At 72.1% G+C, this 20,163-nt stretch carries 16 protein-coding genes; 5 read left to right on the top strand and 11 right to left on the bottom strand.

What is annotated here, in order from left to right; translation table 11 throughout:
- The first annotated feature begins 45 nt into the window (after positions 1-45).
- The 4 genes from ACH4U7_RS32620 (at position 46) to ACH4U7_RS32605 (ending at position 4,554) form a co-directional block, all read left to right on the top strand.
- Positions 46-1,581: an MFS transporter gene (locus ACH4U7_RS32620; RefSeq protein WP_398531378.1), complete on the top strand. Its 1,536-nt coding sequence runs from the start codon at positions 46-48 to the stop codon at positions 1,579-1,581.
- Between the two features lie 351 nt (positions 1,582-1,932).
- Positions 1,933-2,883, top strand: coding sequence for an SDR family NAD(P)-dependent oxidoreductase (locus tag ACH4U7_RS32615; protein WP_398531377.1), 951 nt, complete (start codon positions 1,933-1,935; stop codon positions 2,881-2,883).
- Between the two features lie 32 nt (positions 2,884-2,915).
- On the top strand, positions 2,916-3,422 hold the full coding sequence (locus ACH4U7_RS32610; protein ID WP_398531376.1) for a hypothetical protein: 507 nt from the start codon (positions 2,916-2,918) through the stop codon (positions 3,420-3,422).
- 76 nt (positions 3,423-3,498) lie between these two features.
- Positions 3,499-4,554, top strand: a complete 1,056-nt coding sequence (locus tag ACH4U7_RS32605) for a lipoyl protein ligase domain-containing protein (protein ID WP_398531375.1) — start codon at positions 3,499-3,501, stop codon at positions 4,552-4,554.
- 52 nt (positions 4,555-4,606) lie between these two features.
- Here the strand turns inward: ACH4U7_RS32605 and ACH4U7_RS32600 are convergent, their stop codons facing one another.
- The 8 genes from ACH4U7_RS32600 to ggt form a co-directional block, all read right to left on the bottom strand.
- Positions 4,607-5,365: a polysaccharide lyase gene (locus ACH4U7_RS32600; RefSeq protein WP_398531374.1), complete on the bottom strand. Its 759-nt coding sequence runs from the start codon at positions 5,363-5,365 to the stop codon at positions 4,607-4,609.
- Positions 5,366-5,428: 63 nt separating this feature from the next.
- On the bottom strand, positions 5,429-6,988 hold the full coding sequence (locus tag ACH4U7_RS32595) for an NCS1 family nucleobase:cation symporter-1 (RefSeq protein ID WP_398531373.1): 1,560 nt from the start codon (positions 6,986-6,988) through the stop codon (positions 5,429-5,431).
- A 135-nt stretch (positions 6,989-7,123) separates the two neighbouring features.
- On the bottom strand, positions 7,124-8,125 hold the full coding sequence (locus ACH4U7_RS32590) for a TIGR03842 family LLM class F420-dependent oxidoreductase (protein ID WP_398531372.1): 1,002 nt from the start codon (positions 8,123-8,125) through the stop codon (positions 7,124-7,126).
- A 37-nt stretch (positions 8,126-8,162) separates the two neighbouring features.
- Positions 8,163-9,572: a dihydropyrimidinase gene (gene hydA, locus ACH4U7_RS32585; RefSeq protein WP_398531371.1), complete on the bottom strand. Its 1,410-nt coding sequence runs from the start codon at positions 9,570-9,572 to the stop codon at positions 8,163-8,165.
- Positions 9,572-10,915, bottom strand: a complete 1,344-nt coding sequence (locus ACH4U7_RS32580) for an aspartate aminotransferase family protein (RefSeq protein WP_398531370.1) — start codon at positions 10,913-10,915, stop codon at positions 9,572-9,574. Before ACH4U7_RS32580 ends, hydA begins: the two co-directional genes overlap by 1 nt.
- Before the next feature lie 112 nt (positions 10,916-11,027).
- Positions 11,028-11,870 (bottom strand): nitrilase-related carbon-nitrogen hydrolase, encoded by an 843-nt coding sequence (locus ACH4U7_RS32575; RefSeq protein ID WP_398531369.1) that lies wholly within the window; start codon positions 11,868-11,870, stop codon positions 11,028-11,030.
- Positions 11,871-12,026: 156 nt separating this feature from the next.
- Complete coding sequence (locus ACH4U7_RS32570) at positions 12,027-14,327, bottom strand: hypothetical protein (protein WP_398531368.1); 2,301 nt, start codon at positions 14,325-14,327, stop codon at positions 12,027-12,029.
- 180 nt (positions 14,328-14,507) lie between these two features.
- The gene (gene ggt, locus ACH4U7_RS32565; protein WP_398531367.1) at positions 14,508-16,376 is read right to left on the bottom strand and encodes a gamma-glutamyltransferase; all 1,869 of its coding nucleotides are present in this window, start codon (positions 16,374-16,376) and stop codon (positions 14,508-14,510) included.
- A gap of 131 nt (positions 16,377-16,507) precedes the next feature.
- On the opposite strand from ggt, the gene ACH4U7_RS32560 reads away from it, so the two are divergent.
- Positions 16,508-17,251, top strand: coding sequence for a hypothetical protein (locus ACH4U7_RS32560; RefSeq protein ID WP_398531366.1), 744 nt, complete (start codon positions 16,508-16,510; stop codon positions 17,249-17,251).
- A gap of 80 nt (positions 17,252-17,331) precedes the next feature.
- Here ACH4U7_RS32560 and ACH4U7_RS32555 read toward each other — a convergent pair whose 3' ends face one another.
- The 3 genes from ACH4U7_RS32555 to ACH4U7_RS32545 are packed head-to-tail and all read right to left on the bottom strand — an operon-like array spanning position 17,332 to position 20,007.
- Positions 17,332-18,045, bottom strand: coding sequence for an FAD:protein FMN transferase (locus ACH4U7_RS32555; protein ID WP_398531631.1), 714 nt, complete (start codon positions 18,043-18,045; stop codon positions 17,332-17,334).
- A 37-nt stretch (positions 18,046-18,082) separates the two neighbouring features.
- Positions 18,083-18,589: an FMN-binding protein gene (locus tag ACH4U7_RS32550; protein ID WP_398531365.1), complete on the bottom strand. Its 507-nt coding sequence runs from the start codon at positions 18,587-18,589 to the stop codon at positions 18,083-18,085.
- Positions 18,590-18,642: 53 nt separating this feature from the next.
- The gene (locus ACH4U7_RS32545; RefSeq protein WP_398531364.1) at positions 18,643-20,007 is read right to left on the bottom strand and encodes a ferric reductase-like transmembrane domain-containing protein; all 1,365 of its coding nucleotides are present in this window, start codon (positions 20,005-20,007) and stop codon (positions 18,643-18,645) included.
- Positions 20,008-20,163 lie beyond the last annotated feature (156 nt).

Raw genomic sequence — 20,163 nt, 5'->3', positions numbered from 1 at the left:
GGGCCAATCGACTCTCCTCCGGAGCTCTCTCTTATGTCTACCGACATGTCCACCGACCGTGCGGCTGCCGCCGTCGCACCGGCCGATACGCCCAGCACGCCGCCGGGCGGGGGCCGGCACCTCGGGCTGGCCCTGATCGTGATCGCGGCCGCCCAGCTGATGGTGGTCCTCGACGCCACCATCACCAACATCGCGCTGCCCGCCATCCAGACCGACCTCGACGTCACCGACGCGAACCTCGCCTGGATCGTCAACTCCTACGCGCTGGCCTTCGGCGGACTGCTGCTGCTCGGCGGACGGGCCGGTGACCTGTTCGGGCGGCGGCGCATGTTCCAAACCGGCATCGCCGTCTTCACCCTGGCCTCCCTGCTGGGCGGCCTGGCCCCGGGCGAGGGCCTGCTGATCGCCGCCCGCGTCCTGCAGGGCGTCGGCGCCGCACTCGCCGCGCCCAGCGCCCTGGCCCTGATCACCACCACGTTCCCCCAGGGCAAGCCGCGCAACACCGCGATGGGCGTGTACGCGGCCATGGGCGGCGTCGGCGCCACGGTCGGCCTGCTGCTCGGCGGCACGCTCACCGATCTCCTGGACTGGCGCTGGGTGTTCTTCGTCAACATCCCCATCGGCCTGGCCGTGCTCACCGGCACAAAGACCCTCGTCGAGGCGGAGCGCCACCCCGGCCGTCTGGACATACCCGGCGCCATCACCGGTACCGGCGGTCTGATCGCCCTGGTCTACGGCATCACCCGGGGCGGCGAACACGGCTGGACCGACGCGTTGACCCTGGCGTCCTTCACCGGCGCGGCCGTACTGCTCACCACCTTCCTGCTGCTCCAGACCCGCACCACGGACCCGATGCTGCCGCTGCGCCTGTTGAAGGACCGCAGCCGCTCCGGCAGCTACGCCACGATGCTGTTCATCGGCGCGGGCATGTTCGCCACGTTCTACTTCCTGACGCTGTACATGCAGCTCATCCTCGGCTACAGCCCGGTGAAGACCGGCTTCGCCTACCTCCCCTTCAGCTTCGGCATGGCCACAGCGGCCGGGGTCAGCTCCAAGCTGATCACGCACTTCGCACCGCGGCTCATCGCCGGTCCGGGGCTGCTGGTCGGGGCCGTCGGCATGTTCTGGTTCGCCACTCTGGAGCCCGACTCCTCCTACGCCGCGCATCTGATGCCCGCCATGTTCGTCACCGCGCTCGGCCTGGGCATGAGCTTCGTACCGATGACACTCGGCGCGGTCAGCGGCGTCGCCCACCACGACACGGGCATCGCGTCGGCACTGCTGAACACCGCCCAGCAGATCGGCGGCGCGCTCGGCCTCGCCGTGCTGTCCACGATCGCCACCTCGGCCGCCAACGACAAACTCCCCGATGCGGCCACCACCCTCTACCGAGCGCTCGCCACCAAGGACTTCGCCCTGGCGGCCCGCGCGGGCGAGGCCGTAACCCACGGCTACACCATGGCATTCGCCGCCGCGGGCGCCATGTTCCTCGCGGGACTTGTCGTCACCGTGCTGGCCATCAACGCCCAACGCCAGCACACCGAGGCCGACGCCGACGCCCCTGCCGTACACATGGGCTGACCAGCCGGTCCGACCACTCCCAATACCGCGCGCGGTGTGCCTGCCCCCAAGACCCCGACGACCTCAGCGGGACCTGGTGGCCCACGCACCGCGCCAGCCGGTCAGCCCAGCGGTGCGCTGGACCGACCGCTCGGCCACCGCGCGGCAGCAGTCGCGGCGGAGCGCAGCGGAGCCTGTGCTCCTCAAGCGCCGCGATTTCCGCACCGTACGACGCTCCCTCTTGGTCGACGCACCGGACAGGCAGAGGTACTGAGGCGTCATGCCAGGGCCGTCGGCGATCTGTCGACGGCATGTGGGCGACCACTGTGACGCTGAGCGGGTCCACCTCCCCCGCGAGCGCAAGGAGCCCGTATGCCCTCCCCAACCCCGACCGAGTCATGGGACGTCCGTCGGCTGCCGTCCGCCCCAGGCAGGCATGTCCTGGTCACCGGCGGCAATGCGGGTATCGGCTACTTCGTCGCCGAACAGTTCGCCGGTACGGGGGCCACCGTCGTGCTCGGCAGCCGGGACACGGCGAAAGCCGAAACCGCGATGGCCTCGATCCGGTCCCGGGTGCCCGGCGCGCGGGTGCGTGCCCTGCGGCTGGACCTCGCCGACCTCTCCTCGCTCGAGGCCTCCGTGGAAGCGCTGCGCCTGGACCGTCTCGACGCGGTCGTCCTCAACGCCGGGGTGATGCTCGACCACCCACCCCGCCGCGAGACCCACGACGGCCATGAGCTGATGTTCGCGACCAACCACCTCGGGCACTTCGCGCTGACCCGGTGGCTCGCACCGCTGCTCGCGGCCGCCCCCGCGGCCCGTATCGTCACCACGGGCAGCTTCGCGGCGAAGTCCGAGCGGCTGGACCTCGACGACCTCCAGAGCACCCGGGACTACCAGCCCAAACGCACCTACGCACGGTCGAAGCTGGCGCAGATGCTCTTCGCCCTGGAACTCGACCGCCGCCTGCGGGCGGCCGGCAGCACGGCGCTGAGCATGGTCACCCACCCCGGCGGCGCCCTGGACTCCCTCACCCCCTCACGCCCACCCGTCCACATCCGCACCACCAGCGCCCGACTGCGCGGCCTGCCGGCCGGCCTCTTGGTCCAGGGCAAGGAGGCCGCCGCCTGGCCCGCCGTACGGGCCGTCCTCGACCCGGCCGTGGCGGGCGGACAGCTGTGGGCTCCCCGGGTGTTCGGGCTGCGCGGCCTGCCACGGCCGGCACCCCTCTGGGATCACCTGACCGACACCACAGCCGCGGCGCGCCTGTGGGACGCGAGCTGCGAGCTGACCGGTGTCGACCCGAGCTCCGGCCTCGCCTGAGGGGCGTGGCGGACGGCTGCCACACTGATCGCGTGTTCGACTTCGGGATCCAGGGCTACCGGCCGCACTGGATGCGCGGTCCCCGCGCGGTCAGGCAGCTCCACGGAGCCCGGCTGCGGACCCTCATCGGCCGCCCCCTGGCCCGGCTATGGGTGGTGTGGGATCTGGAGGACGACGAGTGGTTCCCGGACTGCCCCGTGTTGCTCGACTTCGACGGCGAACAGGTGGAGATCAACCACTGGAAGCTCGACGAACTCTCCCTCACCTGGAACGCCATCGATCCGCGCCGCCCCGTCGAATGGCCGGGCTTCGCCCTCCAATGGCGCGACGGCACCGTTCCCGAAGCGGCGCCGCTCCTGGGCCATCCCCTCCAGAACGTCGAACTCCTCGAATGGACCGGCCCCGACGCGGCCCGCGGAACCGTCGATGTCAGCTTCGTCTTCCCGGACGGCCGGATCACCGTCCATAACGCCCTCGACGAGAACGGCCTGTCCTTCGCCCCGCCGCACCGCCTGTCCCGGCCGCACCCGCTCGGCTGAGCCCCCGTGGCGGAATAATCCTCGGTGACGCCGAGGCTAGGGACACAGAGGCAGCAACAAGAACGAGGGTGCGCGGATGCACGGTGAGTACAAGGTGCCGGGCGGGAAGCTCGTGGTGGTGGATCTCGAGGTCGAGGACGGACGGCTGAAGGACGTCCGGGTCGCCGGGGACTTCTTCCTGGAGCCCGACGAGGCGCTGCTCGCCATCAACCGCGCGCTGGAGGGCGCACCCGCCGACACCGATGCGCGCGGGCTCGCGGGCCGGGTCGAGGCGGCGTTGCCGGAGGGTGCGGTCATGTTCGGGTTCACGGCGGAGGCCGTGGGTGTCGCGGTGCGGCGGGCGTTGGCGCATGCCACCGACTGGACGGATTACGACTGGCAGCTGATCCACGAGGGTCCGCAGCCGCCCGCCCTGCATATGGCGCTGGACGAGGTGCTGACCGAGGAGGTCGCGCTGGGGCAGCGGCCGCCGACGTTGCGGGTGTGGGAGTGGGCCTCGCCGGCCGTGATCATCGGCAGTTTCCAGTCGCTGCGCAACGAGGTGGACCCCGAGGGCGCGGAGCGGCACGGCGTCGAGGTGGTGCGGCGGATCAGCGGGGGTGGGGCGATGTTCGTGGAGCCCGGCAACACCATCACGTACTCGCTGTATGTGCCGGAGTCGCTGGTGTCCGGCCTGTCCTTCGCCGATTCGTACGCGTACCTCGACGACTGGGTGCTGGGCGCGCTCGGTGATATGGGCATCGCGGCGTGGTACCAGCCGCTCAACGACATCGCGACCGACGCCGGGAAGATCGGCGGCGCCGCGCAGAAGCGGGTGGTGACCGGGGCCGGGGCGGTGCTGCATCACGTGACGATGTCGTACGACATCGACGCGGACAAGATGGTCGAGGTGCTGCGTATCGGCCGGGAGAAGCTGTCCGACAAGGGGACCAGGAGCGCCAAGAAGCGCGTGGACCCGCTGCGCCGGCAGACCGGACTGGCGCGCGCCGCCGTCATCGACCGGATGATCGCCTCCTTCCGCGAGCGGTACGGGCTCGCGGACGGCAAGGTGACGGAGGAGGAGGCGGCACAGGCGCAGCGGCTGGCGGAGGCGAAGTTCGGCTCGCGGGAGTGGACCACGCGGGTGCCGTGATGGACCACGCGGGTGCCGTGCCGGCGGCCCGAGCGGGCAGGGTGGGGGTGCGTCAGGTCCAGTTGGCCGGCTCCGCCAGCGCGTACGACGCGGCGATGCGGTGCTGGTCATGGAGGATCGTCAGCGTGGACGCGCCCGCGGGCGTGCCGTCCCGCCAGGCCGTGCAGTAGATGCCGCTGGACCAGCGGATGGTCTGCGAGGTGGACGGCAGCAGGGTGATGCCGGTCGAGCTCACGGTCTTGCGTCCGTTGAGCCACACCTCGTACGCGCCCTGGCCGTCGCCGGCCAGCTTGAGCCGTACGACCAGCCTGATCCATGTGCCCCTCAGGTCGGTGATCTTGCCGACGGTCCCGGAGACCGCGCGGCCGCCGTAACGGATCTCGTCCCCTTGGACGAACATCAGCAGCCAGGGGCCCTCCGGGTCCTCGGGGGACCACTGCTGGAAGGTGACGTTCTGGTTGTGGAACCGCCAGTCGGGCGCGAGGCGGATGGCCTGGCCGTAGTAGCGGTCCTGGCCGACGCTCTGTGCGCCCCGCTGGAGGACTTCGGAGTGGTAGCCCCCGGTTTCGTTGATGTAGGTCTGGGTCGCCTCCAGTGAGTGCGCGCCCTTGTAGGTCGGGGTGTCGATGGTGCTGATCGACCCCTGCTTCTGGGTGTAGCTGTAGTCCCAGCCCTCAACGCTGCCGCGGTTCTGGAAGTAGACGCCCTCCGGCAGTTCGGCGGCCGATGCGCGGCCGGAGGGCGCGAGGGTAGCGAGTGGTCCGGCTAAGCCAAGACCTCCGAGCAATGCGAGTGCTTGTCGTCGCTTCATGGCGGAAGATAATGGGTGCCACCGGGTCAAGGGTCAAGAAGCTTACCGGAAAAGATCCGAGGACTATGGCCTGGGAGTCGTTTCCCGGCGTCCCAGCATCAGCAGCGTGTAGAGGACGAGCGAGGTCCCGAGCCCGACCGCCCAGCCGTAGTCGCCCAGCGGCTTGAGGAACGGGATCAGCCCGTCCTCCGGGAACGGGCCCGCCGTTCCGGGGTCGGTGTGCGCGCCGCCGATCGCGAGCACCCCACCCGCCGCGAAGGCGGCGAGCGCCCGCCAGTTCCAGCCGCCGGAGTACCAGTAGCGGCCGCCCTCACGGTAGAGGTCGGGCAGGTGGAGGAAGGCGCGGCGGATGATCCAGTAGTCGGCGATCAGGATGCCCGCGACGGTGCCGAGGAGGGCACCGACCGTGTCGAGCCAGGTGAAGATGTACACATCGGGGCTGGAGTACAGCTTCCAGGGGAAGATCGCGACCCCGACGACCGCGGCGATCACCGCGCCCACCCGGAAGGTGATCTTTCCGGGTGCCATATGGGACAGGTCGAAGGCGGGCGAGACGACATTGGCCGCGATGTTCACGGATACGGTGGCGACCAGGATCGTGATCAGGGCAAACAGCACGCCCGCCCAGTTGTCGATTTTGGCCGCCACTTGTTCGGGCTGCCAGATGGGCGCGCCGTAGACCGCCTGCGTACCAGACGTCACCAGGACCGAGAGCAGGGTGAAGAGCGTCATGGTGGTGGGCAGGCCCAGCGACTGGCCCCAGAACTGGGAGCGCTGGTTGGCCCCGTAGCGGGTGAAGTCGGGGATGTTGAGCGACAAGGTCGACCAGAAACCGATCATCGGCATCAAGGCGGGAAAGAACACCGACCAGAAGTCGCCGTCCCAGCCGAGTTCGGAGGGCTGGTCCAGCAGCGGGCCGAAGCCCCCGGCCTTGTTGGAGATCCAGATCAGCAGGGCGACCGCGCCGACGATGACGAACGGGGCCGCCCAGTTCTCGAAGCGCCGCAGGGTCTCCATGCCACGCACGATGATGGCGATCTGCAGGACCCAGAACAGCGCGAACGACAGCCAATGCGTCCAGGGATAGCCGCCGAAGGAAGCCGCGCCGGTCCACCAGTCGCCGAGCACCTTCCCCGCCAGGAGGAAGATGGCGGCCCCGCCGATCCACGTCTGGATCCCGAACCACGCGCACGCGACGGCCGCGCGGATCAGCGCGGGGAAGTTGGCGCCCCGGACGCCGAAGGAGGCGCGGGCGAAGACGGGGAACGGGATGCCGTAGCGCGGGCCGGCGTGGCCGGTGAGCAGCATCGGCACCAGCACGATCACATTGGCCACGGCGATGGTCAGCACCGCCTGCTTCCAGTCCATGCCGAGCTGGATGAGGCCGGAGGCGAGCGTCCAGGTCGCCGCGTTGTGGGCCATGCCGACCCAGAGGGCGGCGAAGTTGTACGTGTTCCAGGTCCGCCGGGCGACGGGTACGGGCAGCAGGTCCTCGTTGGCGTACCGCCCGGTGGGGACGGCCGCGCCCACGGGGAGCTCGACGCGGCCGTCCGGGTGCGTGGTCTGGGCGGATCCGGCGGGCGACGGGGGCGGCGATGGCGGTGGCGGTGCGCTGGCGATCATGGAACCCCACTTCGTTCGACAGTGGTCAGGACGGGCCGTGCGGGAGCGTCCGTAGCGCGGTTCTGCCGTTGGGTTCAGCGTTCTGCCGTTGGGTTCAGCGGTGCTGCTGTTGGGTTCGGAGGAGGGGAAGACCGGTCAGTCGGCCAGCGCCGGGATGACGCGTTCGCCGTACGCGTCGATGGTCGCCTCCTTCGCGTCGTGCATGGCGTAGATCGCGAACTGGTCGACCCCCAGCGCGCGCAGCCCCCGCAGCTTCTCGATGTGGGCCTCGACCGGACCGAGCAGGCAGAAGTGGTCGACGATCTCGTCGGGGACGAAGCCCGTGCTGGGGTGTCCGGTGCGGCCGTGGTGGGCGTAGTCGTAGCCGGCGCGGCCCTTGATGTACGCGGTCAGGGCCTCGGGGACGGCGTCGGAGTGCTCGCCGTAGCGTTTCACCAGGTCGGCGACGTGGTTGCCGACCATGCCGCCGAACCAGCGGCACTGCTCGCGGGCGTGGTCGAGGTCGTCCCCGACGTACGCGGGGGCCGCGACGCAGATGGTGAGCGCGGCCGCGTCGCGCCCGGCCTCAGCCGCGGCGGTCCGTACCGCCTTGACCATCCACTCCGTCAGATACAGGTCGGCGAGTTGCAGGATGAAGCCGTCGGCCTTGCGGCCGGTGAGGGCGAGCGCCTTGGGGCCGTAGGCGGCCATCCAGACGGGCAGTCTGCCGTTCTCGACCCAGGGGATGTGCACGGGGGTGCCGTCGACGACCGCCTCCCGCCCCTCGGCCAGATCGCGGATGGCGTCGATGGCCTGGCCGAGGCGGGCGAGGGTGTTGGGTTTGCGGCCCGCCACGCGCATCGCGGAGTCGCCGCGGCCGATGCCGCATACGGTGCGGTTGCCGTACATCTCGTTGAGCGTGGCGAAGGTGGAGGCCGTGACCTCCCAGGTGCGGGTGGACGGATTGGTGACCATGGGGCCCACGATCAGCCGCTCGGTGTGTTCCAGGATGCGGCTGTAGATGACGAACGGCTCCTGCCACAGCACGGCCGAGTCGAACGTCCAGCCGTGTGTGAAGCCCGCGCCCTCCGCGCGCCGCATCAGTTCGACCACCCCCGCCGCCGGCGGATCGGTCTGCAGGACGAGTCCGAAATCCATACTCGCTCCCAGGGTCAGTTCAGATATCCGATAGGGGTCAGTTCAGGTACTGACAGGTGTCGCGCGCGATGAACTGCCCATGGCCCGCGCGCCCCGTGTACTGCCGCCGGTCGATGACGGTTTCGCCGCGCGACAGCACGGTCTCCACCTGCCCGGTGATCCGCTTCCCCTCGTACGCCGAGTAGTCGACGTTCATGTGATGGGTCCGGGCGGACAGCGTCTGCTCGGCCCGCGGGTCGTAGATGACGAGATCGGCGTCCGTCCCGGGCGCGATGGTGCCCTTCTTCGGGTAGAGGCCGAACATCCGGGCCGGGGTGGCGCAGGCGATCTCGATCCAGCGGCGGCGCGAGATATGTCCCTCGACGACCGCCTGATGGAGGAGATCCATCCGGTTCTCCACGCCCGGCAGCCCGTTGGGGATCTTGGAGAAGTCGCCGCGGCCCATCTCCTTCTGGCCCACGAAGCAGAAGGGGCAGTGGTCGGTGGAGACGATCTGCAGGTCGTTGGTGCGCAAGCCCCGCCACAGCGCCGCCTGGTGCTCGCGCGGCCGCAGCGGTGTCGAGCAGACGTACTTGGCGCCCTCGAAGCCCGGCTCGGCGAGGTTGTCGGTGGACAGGAACAGGTACTGGGGGCAGGTCTCGCCGAAGACGGGGAGCCCCTTGTCGCGGGCCTGGGCCAGCTCCGCGACGGCCTCCGCGGCCGAGACATGCACGACGTACAGCGGGGCCCCGGCCACCCGGGCCAGCTGGATCGCGCGGTGGGTGGCCTCCGCCTCCAGCAGCGACTTGCGGACCTCGCCGTGGTAGCGCGGGTCGGTCTTGCCCTCGGCCAGTGCCTGCTCGATCAGGACGTCGATGGCGAGGCCGTTCTCGGCGTGCATCAGCATCAGCCCGCCGTTGGCGGCGCCGCGCTGCATGGCCCGCAGGATCTTTCCGTCGTCGCTGTAGAAGACGCCCGGGTAGGCCATGAAGAGCTTGAAGGACGTGATGCCCTCATCGACGAGGAGGTCCATCTCCCTGAGCGTGCCCTCGTTGACGTCGGCGAGGATCATGTGGAAGGAGTAGTCGATCGCGCACAGGCCCGCCGCCTTCGCGTGCCAGGCGTCAAGCCCCTCGCGCAGTGAGTGGCCCATCGACTGGACCGCGAAGTCCACGATGGTCGTCGTCCCGCCCCAGGCCGCGGCGCGGGTACCGGTCTCGAAGGTGTCGGAGGCGAACGTGCCGCCGAAAGGCATCTCTATGTGAGTGTGCGCGTCGACCCCGCCCGGGATGACGTACTTGTCGGTGGCGTCGATCGTACGGTCGGCCGTCCAGCCCTGGGCGTACGCGCTGTCGGGCGCGGCGAGGGCGGCGATACGGCCGTCCTCGACGAGGACATCGGCCCGGGTCTCCTCGGCCGCGGTGATGACGAGGCCGCCGCGGATCACGGTGCGGGAGCTGCGGGACATCAGAGGGTGCTCCTTCCGGCCTCGTCGGCCGCTTCCGCCGAACCGTCCGCCATGGCCTGCGCCGTGCGGAGCGCCGTCGCCAGGATCTCCGCGCCCTCCTCGGCCTCGGCGGCGGTCAGGCTCAGCGGCGGGGCGATACGCAGCACGCTGCTGTTGTGGCCGCCGCCCTTGCCGAGCAGCAGCCCGCCCTCGCGCGCGGCCTCCATGACGGCCGAGGCCGCGTCGGGCGAGGGCCGGTCGCTGCCCGGCTCCACCAGCTCGATGCCGATCATCAGCCCCCGGCCGCGCACCTCGCGTACGACGTCGAGCCCGGCCGCTGCGGTGCGCAGCCGGTCCATGAGCAGCCCGCCCACGCGGCGCGCATTGCCCTGGAGGTCGTGTTCGAGGAGGTGGGTGAGGTTGGCGAGACCGGCGGCCATGGTGATCGGGCTGCCGCCGAAGGTGGAGATGGAGTTGGCGCCCAGACAGTTCATGACCTCGGCGCGGGCGACGACGCCACCGATGGACATGCCGTTGCCGATGCCCTTGGCGAAGGTGAGGACGTCGGGCGGGCCGGAGGCGGCGTGTGCCTGCCAGCCCCAGAAGTTGTCGCCGGTCCGCCCCCAGCCGGTCTGCACCTCGTCGCTGATCCACAGGATCCCGTGCCGGTCCAGGACCTCCCGGAAGGCGGCGAACAGCCCGTCCGGCGGTGAGGTGAACCCGCCGACTCCCTGCACGGGCTCCGCGATCAGCGCCGCGACCTGGCCGTACGCCTGGCCCAGCACATCCTCCAGATCGGCGACGCACGCCTTGATGAACTCCGCGTCCGACAGCCCGGCGTACGGGCCGCGGCCGCGCGCCCCGCCGTGTACGTACAGCGTCTGAAGCGGCGACAGGCTCGTCGGCGACCAAGAGCGGTTGCCGGTGATGCCGACGGTCGAGAAGGACCGGCCGTGGTAGCTGTTGCGCATCGCCAGGATCTGGTTGGAGCGCCGGTACGTGGTGGCCAGGAGCAGGGCCGTGTCATTGGCCTCGGTGCCGGAGGTGGTGAAGAAGACGCGCGGGTCGGGGATGCCGGACAGCTCGGCGACGCGCTCGGCCAGCTCCACCATGGGGCGGTCGAGATAGAGCGTGGAGCTGTGCAGGATCCGCGCCGCCTGCTCGCTGACCGCCTTGGTGACCTCGGGGAGGGCGTGGGCGGTCATGGTGGTGAGGATGCCGCCGAAGAAGTCGAGGTAGCGGTTGCCGTCGGCGTCCCAGACATGGCGGCCCTCGCCGTGCGTGAGCTCGATCGGCCGCTCGTAGTAGAGGGCGATCCAGTCGGGCAGAACGGCCTTGTGGCGGTCGTGGAGCTCGTCACTCACCGTGCCTCCTTGTTCGCCCCGCCGCGGCAGCGGCTCATGTCACCCTCGGCCGCGCGGCGCAGAGGTGCGGGCATCGTGTCCGCCTGCGGCCCGGTGGCCGCGCGTCCGACGCTCACGGCTTCACCAGCCCCTCGTACGCGTCCGGCCGTCGATCCCGGTAGAACGCCCACTGCTGGCGCACCTCGTCGATCAGGCCGAAGTCCAGGTCCCGGACGAGCAGCTCCTCCGTCTTGTCGCCGGCGGCCTCGCCGACGAGCTGGCCGCGCGGGTCCACGAAGTAGCTGGTGCCGTAGAAGTCGTTGTCGCCGTACTCCTCCACGCCGACGCGGTTGATCGCCGCGATGAAGTACTCATTGGCGACCGCGGCCGCCGGCTGCTCCAGCTGCCACAGATACGCCGAGAGGCCGCGCGAGGTCGCGGAGGGGTTGTAGACCAGTTGGGCGCCGGCCAGGCCGAGCTCGCGCCACCCCTCGGGGAAGTGGCGGTCGTAGCAGATGTACACGCCGACCTTGCCGACCGCGGTGTCGAACACCGGCCAGCCCAGGTTGCCCGGTTTGAAGTAGTACTTCTCCCAGAACCCCTTGACCTGCGGGATGTGATGCTTGCGGTACTTGCCGAGGAAGCTGCCGTCCGCGTCGATCACCGCCGCGGTGTTGTAGTAGAAGCCGGACTGCTCCACCTCGTACACCGGCACCACCATCACCATGCCGGTCTCCCGGGCCAGCTCCCGCATCCGCCGGACCGTCGGCCCGTCCGGGACCGGCTCCGCCCAGCGGTAGTGCTCCGCCTCCTGCACCTGGCAGAAGTAGGGGGCGTTGAACACCTCCTGAAAGCCGATCACCTTGGCGCCTTGGGCGGCGGCCTGCCGGGCGTACTCCTCGTGCTTCGCGATCATCGATTCGGTATCGCCGGTCCAGGTGCACTGGACGAGCGCGGCACGTACGACGTTGGCCATGGTCAGCTCCTTCGCCTTCGCAGGCGTCTACGCACGTAGATTCCGGCTGTGGAAAGAACGTAGAAGCGCACTGACCACTCTGGCAATACCGCGGCCGTTACTCAACGAAGACGTTCACGTTTCGTGTTATGTCAGGCAAGGCGGGTCACTTCAGGGTCAGGCAAGGCCGGGCACGCCCGGCAGGCCCGCGGCGCGCAGGGCGTGCGCGAGATCGTGGTGGCTGCTGGAGGACACGCCGCTCGCGGCGTCCAGCAGCAGCGGCACCAGCTCGGCCGGGGCGTTCGCCGCGGCCTGCGCGGCCTCGTCGGGTCTGCGCGCCCGCACCAGCGCCTCCAGCAGAAACGCCGCTTCCGCGCGGCTGCCCGAGGCCAGCAGCGCGAGCACGGTCTGGGCCACGTCGGTGACGGGGCGCGCGACGCTCTGCCGCAGCAGCCGCGCGCCGTCCTCGCCGCGCGCGGCGGCGACGAGCGCCCCGGCGGCGGCCGCCAGCGCGGCGGGCGGGAGGCAAGCCACCTCCCACAGCAGGGTGGCCACGTCCGCGTCGAGCCCGGCGCGCTCCAGCTCGGCGGCGAGTAGAGGGAGCCAGGGGGCGGGCCAGGCGGCGGCCTCGCACAGCAGGACATGCGCCTCCCCGCCCCGGCCGTCCGCCCGCAGCCGCGCCAGCCGGTCCACGGCCCCGGCGGCGGCCCGCCGCGCCTCGGCGGTCCGCGCCGCCTCCTGCGCCGCGCGCCGCTCGGCCTCCTCCTGCGCCTTGTCCCGCCTACGCCGCTTCGCCCCGTCCCCGCCGCCACCGTCGTACGCCCCGGCGAACCGCGCGCCCCGGGGTGTGGCTGGTTGTTCCGCCTCGGCCTCGCCGGTCGCCGCGGTCGCCACCTGTACGGTCTCGCTCGGCTCGGCCGGCGCGGCCCCCGCGAACCGGGCCCCGCGCGGCCGCGCCACGGGCGCGGACTCCTCCACCCCGGCGAACCGCGCCCCACGCGGCCGGGGGCGCGGGGCCGGAGCGCCGCCCGCCGCCACAGCTGGTCCGCCCACGCCGGGCCGGGTGGCGTCGCCACCACCGGGCCCCGCAGCCCAGTCACCCCGCCCGCCGCCCGCCGCCGGGGCAGGCCCGGCCGCATCCGCTGCAACAGCGCCCAGACCGCGGCCAGGGCCGCTCGGCCCCCCGGCACCACCGCGATCGCCCCATCCCCCAGCCGCGCCCGCCGGGCCGACGGGCCCGGTGGTCGGCGCGGCCCCGCGAACGCCCGATCCCCCAGCCGCGCCTCCCGGGCCGCCATCGGCCGCCCAGCGGCCACCCATAGGCGAGGACCCTCCCGACTCCCCCGCCGCCCCGGCCTCGCCAGACTCGCCGACGGCCGCCTCGGCCCCAGCGCCGCCGCCGGCCAGCCCGGCATCGTCCGGGCGTGGGGCCCAGCCGGACCCAGCCGGTCCGGCGGCCCAGTCGCCCCGCCCAGCGCCGACCGCCCCGGCCCCGGCTGCCCCACCAACGCCCGCGCCGGGCTCGTCAGGCACCGCAGCCGTCCCCGGACCACCCGGCCGCTCCGCCGCTACCGCGGAGCCACCGGCCCCGGCTGCCGCTGCCGCCCCGGCGCCCGGACCGCCGTCAGCCCTCTGATCGTGGTCCTGCCGCGCGGCCCAGCCGGGCTCTGCGGGCGGCTGCTCGCCGTCCACCTCGCCGTCCGTCTCGTCGTACGCCGAGGCGAACCGTGAACCGCGCGGTGGCCTCATCCGGGCAGCTGCGGCCCCCGCGCCCGCCCGCGGGCCGCCCGCCTGCGAGCCACCCGCCATCCCGCCGCCATCAGCCGACGGCCCCTCCGCCCCGCCGTGCGCGGAGCCAGCATGCGCGGACCCCGCGGCCCCCGCCTCATCCCGGAACCACCCGTCCGGCACGGCCAGACCACCCCGCCCGCCCCCAGACGGCGAACCCCCGCGGGCGGCGGGGGTTCGGGAGGGCAGAGCATCCAGGGCGGTCAGGCGGGCGCGGAGCTCCTCGCAGCGGGCGGTGGCTCGCTCCCAGTCGTCGCGGGCCCAGGCGAGGTCCGTCGAGAGGCGTTCGCGGGCGGTGGCGTCGGCTTCGCGTACGGCGGCGTGGAGTTCGCGTTCGCGCTTGGCCGCGTGCCGCTGCTCGCGGAGCATCGCCTCCAGCCGGCCCTGGAGGGCGGTGCGGCCGCCGACCGTGGTGTCGTAGGCGGTGACGGAGGCGCGGTACAGGGCGGCGGCGCGGGTGGCGGCCTCCTTCGCCACGTCGAGGCCGCGCTGGGCGGACAGGTCCTGGAGCAGGGCCTGGACCACGTCCCAGGGCGGCACCTCCCGGCCGTCGAGGCATGCGCGCATACCTTCCGGGTCGCGCTGCGCGAAGACTCCGTACCAGCCCCGCTCCGCGTCCAGACGCCTCGTCAGCGCACGCAGGTAGCGCGCGAACTCCTCAACCTCGGCCGGGAGTTGACCGCCAGCCATGGTCATCCCTCTCCCCGTGTCCCCGTCCGCGTCCCCATGGACGAATCCCCCTCCAGTGGGGACGCATTCGACACCCTCCGTGTTACAGGGACGGTTACGAACGTGCTACGGGAGTTTTTCCGACTCCGCACACACCGGCCGGCCGAGGTCCACCAGCGACGACAGTTCCCGACGGTCCCGTCACTCGTCCGGGCTGACCACCATCGCCGAACCGCCGCCGCGCCGTACGGTCTCCGCCGCCGCGAGCCAGCGCCCGCCGGACAGCCGCTGTACGCCGGTCGCCGCCCCGATCTCGGGGTTCTGTTTGAAGGAGTGGCCGAGGGTCGTGAGCTGTCCGCGCAGCGGGCTGTTCCACAGCCCCGGCTCCAGTTCGGTCTGTGCGGCGTTGCGCTGGCTGGCGCGGGGGGCGGCGATCGCGTCGACCAGGGGCATACCGCGGTCGAGGTGGTTGAGCAGGGTCTGCAGCACGGTGGTGATGATCGTGGCACCGCCGGGCGAGCCGAGCGCGAGCACCGGGCGGCCCTTGTCCGTGACGATCGTCGGCGACATGGACGAGCGCGGGCGCTTGCCGGGGCCGGGCAGGTTCGGGTCGTGGACGGCGGGGTTGGCGGGGGCGAAGGAGAAGTCGGTGAGCTCGTTGTTGAGCAGGAAGCCACGGCCGGGCACGGTGATGCCGCTGCCGCCGGTCTGCTCGATGGTGAGGGTGTAGGCGACGACGTTGCCCCACTTGTCGGCGACCGTGAGGTGCGTGGTGTTCTCGCCCTCGTACGTCGTGGGGGCCGCGGTCCCGCCGCTGTCGCAGCCGGTGGGCCGGGCGGGGTCGCCGGGCGCGAGCGGGCTGCTCAGTACGGCGTCGGCCTTGATCAGGCAGGCCCGGGAGTCGGCGAACCGCTGCGAGGTGAGGCCCTTGGTCGGCACGTCCTCGAAGGCCGGGTCGCCGACCCAGCGGCCCCGGTCGGCGAAGGCTATCCGGCTGGCCTCGATGTAGCGGTGCAGATAGTCGCGGTCGCTGAGCTTGCCGAGGTCGGTCTTCTCCAGGATGTTCAGCGCCTCGGCGACCGTGGTGCCGCCGGAGGAGGACGGGGCCATGCCGTACACGTCGAGGCCGCGGTACGAGGTCCTGGTCGGGGCCTGGCGCTTGACCTTGTACGAGGCGAGGTCCCGCTCGGTCAGATCGCCGGACCGTACGACGCGCTGCGCCGCGGGGTCCACGGGGGGCTTGCGCACCGTCTTGACGATGTCGCGGCCCAGTTCGCCCTTGTAGACGGCGCCGACGCCCTTCTTGGCGAGCAGCGCGTAGGTGCGGGCCAGGTCGGGGTTGGTGAAGGTGGAGCCGACGACCGGCAGTTCGCCGCCGGGCAGGAACAGCTTGGCGGTGTCCGGGAAGTCCTTGAAGCGGGCCTGGTTGTCGGCGGTCTGCTGGCGGAACGTGGTGTCGACGGTGAAGCCGTCGCGGGCGATGCGCTCAGCGGGCTTGAGGACCTGGGCGAGCGAGCGGGTGCCCCAGGTGTCCAGCGCGGTGTCCCACGTGCCGGGGGTGCCGGGGGTGCCGATGCTCAGTCCGCTGGTGACGGCGTCGGCGAACGGGATCGGCTTGCCGTCCTTGTCCAGGAAGAGCTTGTCGTCCGCGCTGCGCGGCGCGGTCTCGCGTCCGTCGAGGGTGAACACTTTGTGCTGCTTGGCGCTGTAGTAGACGAAGTACCCGCCGCCGCCGACGCCCGCCGAATACGGTTCGGTGACGCCGAGCGCGGCCGCGGTGGCCACGGCCGCGTCCACCGCGTTGCCGCCGCGCCGCAGCACCTCGATACCGGCCGCCGAGGCGTCGGCGTCCACGCTGGAGACCGCGCCGCCGTAGCCGACGGCCACGGGGGTCTTGGCGGGTGTGCCGGCCGGGGCCGCCCCGCCCTGTGCGCCGCCTCGCGCGCCCGCCGGGGCGATGCCGAGGGCGACGACCAGACCGGCCGTCGCGGCGAGGGCCGGAAGTCGGCGCAAGGCAGTGGAAGTTGCTGTGGTCGAGGACGTTACGGCTGGTCTTGCGGCGTGCTCCATCCGGGCCTCCAAGCGAGCGGCAGGGGCCGGAGCCTACCGGTGACCGTCCCGGAAACGACAGGGGGCGCACAGAAGGCGAAGCCTCCCACCGGCTCGAACAAACACCCACATCGCGGCTACGATGCGCGGCCATGACTGACACCGTGCAGGACCTCATCGCTTCCGGCGCGGCCCTGGTCGTGGGCCTGGCCCTCGGCTGGGCCGTGCACTCAGCCTATGCGCGCCGCAAGCGCGCCCGCGAGCAGGCGTTCTTCGGACTGCCGGACGGCTCGGAGTGCGTGCTGGTCACGCACCGGGACAGCACCTCCGCGCACTGGAGCATCCCGCGCCATGACGCGCTCGCGCTCTTCGGGATCGCCGCCGTCGTGGAGAACTGCGGCGCACACGCCGAGGTCGCCCCGCATGACACCGGGCTCCAGGGCTTCGGGGCGCGCACCGAGTTCTGCGTCGGCGACCCGACGGCGCACCGCCGGCTCGCCGCCCATATGGGCAATCTGCTGCCTGGGGTCGCGGTCCACCAGGGCGACGAGTCGCAGGAGCGCGGCTCGTTCACCATAGGCGGGACCGAGTACCGCCCGGAGCCGGGCGCCGTGGAGTATGTGCTGCTGGCCCGGCTCACGGCGGGTGAGAGCGGCCGTCCCGTGTTCCTGGCCGCGGGCCAGCGCCCGGTCACCCACCGCGCCGCGATCCGCCACCTCGTACGCAACCGCGCCCGGATGGCCCGCAAGTACGGCGCGCACGGCTCCTTCTGCCTGCTGCTGAAGGTCGTGAACTCGCAGTCGTACGGACCGGACGTGGTCGAGGTCGTCGCGGATGTCACCAAGGCCGCCACCTCGGCCCCGAGCCGCTCGCGCGCCGCTCACAAGGCCGACTGAGCCCGTTTGGGGTGAGTATGGGACGGCGACACGCCGACGCCACGGCGTGTCGCCATCCCATACTCACCCCGGATTCAGATTCAGCTCGGGAAGTCCGGGGTCTGCCAGAGTTCGCCGGTGGCGGTGACCCCCATGGCCTGATGGGATTCCAGGGCCTCGGCCCAGGCGCGGGCGGCCGGGCCCCTCGCGAAGGCGGCCGTGGCCAGGGCGTCGGTCCAGGTCAGGCCGGGGCCGGTCAGGGTGAGGGAGGCCAGGGCGGTGGCCGGTTCACCGGTGTGCGGATCCAGTACGTGAGGGCCGCGTTCGGCCGTGCCGGAGGTGGCGACGGCCAGGTCGCGACCGGTGACGACGGCGCACAGCGCCCCGGGGCGCAGAGGGTGCGCGATGCCGACCCGCCAGGGGACGCCCGGGGCCGCCTCGCCCCGCAGCTGAATGTCCCCGCCGCCGTTCACACAGGTGTTGTGCGCCCCCGCCCCGTACAGGATCCGGGAGGCCCGCTCCACCGCCCAGCCCTTGACCATCCCGGACGGGTCGAGCCGGCCCCCGGCCGTATGGCTGAACCAGCCGTCGGTGGCGCGCGCCGCCGCCTCGCACAGGCCCAGCACCTCGGCCACCTCGGGCCCGCACCGCTCCACGGGGAGCTCGCCCCGGCCGAGCCGGCTGATGGCGCTGTCCGGGCGGTACGTGGAGAACACCTCGTCCACGTGGTGCAGCCAGGCCACGGCCTCCTCCAGGGCCCGGCCGATGGCGGGCGTGGCCGGGTCGCGGATGTCGAACGAGAAGACCGTGCCCATGACGTGCTCGACATGGCGCACGCCCCCGCGCCGCCCCTCAGACACCGGCCTTGTCCAGGGCGCTCTGCAGGGACTGGACGTAGCCCTCGCTGGTGTAGGTGGCGCCGGAGACCGCGTCGATCTGCGCGCTCTGGGCTTGCAGCGTCTCATTGGTGAGCTGCGGTACGGCGTACGAGGCGATCTGCTGGGAGCGGCCGTCGCCGGACGGGGTCTGCAGCGCCTTGACGGTGGTGATCTTCCCCTTGGAGAAGGTGACGGCGAGCTGCACGGGGCCGTAGCGGGTGTTGATCGTGTCGCCGGTGTAGGTGCCGGTCGGGCCGGCCGAGGTGGTGTGCGAGGTCCCCGACGAGCCACCCGACGAGGACGGCACGGAGGACGAAGGGGATGACGAAGGGGATGACGAAGGGGATGACGAGGACGAAGAAGATGAAGGGGACGGCGGCTGGGCCGCCGCGATCGCCGTGGGGCTGTGGTGCGGTTTGAGCGACAGCAGCAGGACCACGCCCGCGACGGTCGAGACGGTGGTGATGGCGGCCTTGCGCACGGCCAGGTCTCCTTGGGGTATCGGGGCTCGGGGCAGGGGTCGGGGACCCGGGGTCAGAAAGCGAAGGACTCGTGGTGGATGCGGCGGCGCGGCACCCCCGCCCTGCGCAGGGCCCGCTGGGCGGCCTCCGCCATCCCCGGCGGGCCGCACAGGTACACCTCGCGCTCGGCGACGTCCGGGACCAGCTGGCGCAGGCCGCGCGAGGTGAGCGGGGACGAGTACTCGGCCGGCTCGTCGACGACGTAGTGGACGACCGCTCGCCGCGCCGCGGCGAGCCGGTCGAGCTCCATGCGCAGCGCCAGGTCCTCGGGCCGCCGGGCGCGGTAGACGAGCGTCACCTCGCCGGGCAGGGTCTCGAACAGTGCCCGCAGCGGGGTGATGCCGACCCCGCCGCCGAGCAGCAGCACCTTCGGGGCGCGCCGGCGGCGGGCGGTGAACGCCCCGTACGGCCCCTCGGCCAGGACCCGGGTGCCGGGCGTGAGCCGGGCCAGCGCCTCGCTGTGGCCACCGGCCGCCTTCACGGTGATCCGCAGGTATGAGGGGTGGGCGACGGCCGAGAGGGAGTACGGGTTGGCGGCCCACCACAGGCCCGGCGCGAGGAAGCGCCAGCGGAAGAACTGGCCGGGCTCGGCGCGCAGCTCGTCCAGTCGGTCGCCGGTCAGGTACACCGAGACGACACCGGGCGCCTCCGGCCGGACCTCCGAGACCCACAGCCGGTGGCGCAGCGCCCGGCGTACGGGGACGACGAACCGGAACCACAGCAGCAGCACCGCGGCCCCGCCGTACAGCGCGTACCAGGCCAGCTGGGCCGGGCGGTTGCCGACGAAGTCGGCGCCGTCGGAGAGCTGGTGGCCGAAGACGAGGAAGACCGCCAGGTAGGTGGCGAAGTGCAGGAGATGCCAGGTCTCGTACGAGACCCGGCGGCGGACGGCGCGCGCCGAGAGGATGCCGGTGGCCAGGAAGAGCAGAAAGCCGATGGTGCCCTTGAGCAGGTCCGGGTAGTGGAAGACGAGGGTGGTGGTCTGGTCCACGAGGCCGGTGCGCGAGGTCAGCGCGTAGCCCCAGATGATCAGCAGGGTGTGCGCGAGGGCGAGGGAGATCGTGTAGCGGCCGCCCATCGCGTGCCAGCGGGCCAGCCGGTCACTGCCGACGTTGCGGTCCAGCAGGGGCACCCGGGCCATGAGCAGCAGCAGAATCGCGCACGCGTACCCGGCGAGGAGCCCGGTGATGCGGCCGGCGTCGGTCAGCCAGCCCGCCGCGCCGACCACGGAGGTGGTGTCGCTCCACCACAGGGCCAGGACGGCGGCGGCGCCCGCCCAGATCGCCAGTTGTGCGAGTGCGGGGACCAGGTGTGGCGGCCCCGGGGCGTTCGGCCGGGCACGCGGCGCGGCGTGACGGTCGTAGACGGTGCTGGCCACAAGGGGTCCTTTCGCAGACGGCAGGAGGTCAGGGCGGTCAGCCTCACAGCCCACCTTCTGAGAACCCTCTGAAAACCCCGCGAAAGGGGGGATCAGCACGGGATTCAGAGGAAACTCAGAGCAAACTCAGAGGGCCCGGGGAGCCCGTCTCGCCGC

The organism is Streptomyces sp. NPDC020845, assembly GCF_044334165.1.
Taxonomy (GTDB): domain Bacteria; phylum Actinomycetota; class Actinomycetes; order Streptomycetales; family Streptomycetaceae; genus Streptomyces.
This window is presented reverse-complemented; position numbering and strand designations above follow the sequence as displayed.